Consider the following 1075-nt stretch of genomic DNA (forward strand, 5'->3'; position numbering starts at 1 on the left):
CACCACGCCGGCCGCGCCCGCCGCCAGGGCGTGGCGGGCGTCCCGGACGATCAGCTCGGCCTCGTCCGGGGCGTAGCCGAAGCCGCCGGCCCGCGGCCGGACCAGGACGTGCACCGGGGGCATGCCGGCCATCCCGGCGGCGGTCTCGACGAGGGCGATCGAGGGCGTCACGCCGCCGAGGGGGAGAGCGGAGCACAACTCCACCCGGTCCACGCCCAGCCGCGCCGCCTCGGCCAGCCCGTGCAGATCCTGAACGGCGAGCTCGAAGGCGACATGATCTTGCGCATTCACGCAAGCAGTGTCCACGATCCGCTCCCGGTCGAGCCGACCGCCGTCTACCGTCCACAGCTCAGCCGGAAAGTGTCGTACCGGGGGCCTACGTTCAGGCCCACCCAGTGCCGGGGTGGGGGAGGCGGCGGCGGGCCGGCGGGCCGAAATTTCGCGGGAGGCGCGATGAGCGGTTTCGGGCGTCGACGGATAATCCAGGGTGGACTGCTCGGGGCGGCGGCGGGCCTGCTCGGGCCGGGGCTGACGCGGCCCGCGGCGGCCCTTCCCCTTCGCGCCGAGAGCTGGCCCTTCCCCGAGCACCGGACCGCCGCCCGCCTCGCGGCCGACCGCGTCCACGCGGCCCGGCAGGTCGAGGCGCTGTCCTCGCCGGCCGCCCGGCTGCGGGCGAGCCGCATCCTCGACCGGATCCGGGCCCGGCAGGATGCGGCACCGGCCCGATACGCCCTGCCGTTCGACCGTGTCGGCGAGGACGTGCTCGTCGCCCGGCGCGCGCCCCTCGACCAGGTCATCAAGGGCGACGACCACCCGATCGTGACGCTGGGCTACACGCTCAAGGGCGACGACCACCCCGTGGTCACGCTGGGGTACACCGTCAAGGGCGACGACCATCCCGTGGTGACCTCGTCGATGTTCGCACCGCAGGCCCTGGTCCCGGCTCCGGTCCGGGTCGCGCTGGTGGACACCGGGCTGTCCGCCGAGCGGCGCCGTGACGGCTGGCTGGCCGGCACGAAGGCGGCGCCGGAGCACATCGACCCGCTCGACGTGATGCCGGCGGCCGGTCGCCTCG

General features: G+C 75.3%; 2 protein-coding genes. One reads left to right on the forward strand and one right to left on the reverse strand.

What is annotated here, in order from left to right; all coding sequences use genetic code 11:
* Window positions 1–291: copper homeostasis protein CutC (locus AB0M20_RS45340; protein WP_364307856.1), on the reverse strand; the 291-nt coding region annotated here is incomplete at its 3' end.
* A gap of 162 nt (window positions 292–453) precedes the next feature.
* On the opposite strand from AB0M20_RS45340, the gene AB0M20_RS45345 reads away from it, so the two are divergent.
* The coding region (locus tag AB0M20_RS45345; RefSeq protein ID WP_364307858.1) for a hypothetical protein at window positions 454–1075 on the forward strand (622 nt) is incomplete at its 3' end.

Origin of the sequence: Actinoplanes sp. NPDC051633, assembly GCF_040681735.1 — a bacterium.
Classification (GTDB): domain Bacteria; phylum Actinomycetota; class Actinomycetes; order Mycobacteriales; family Micromonosporaceae; genus Actinoplanes.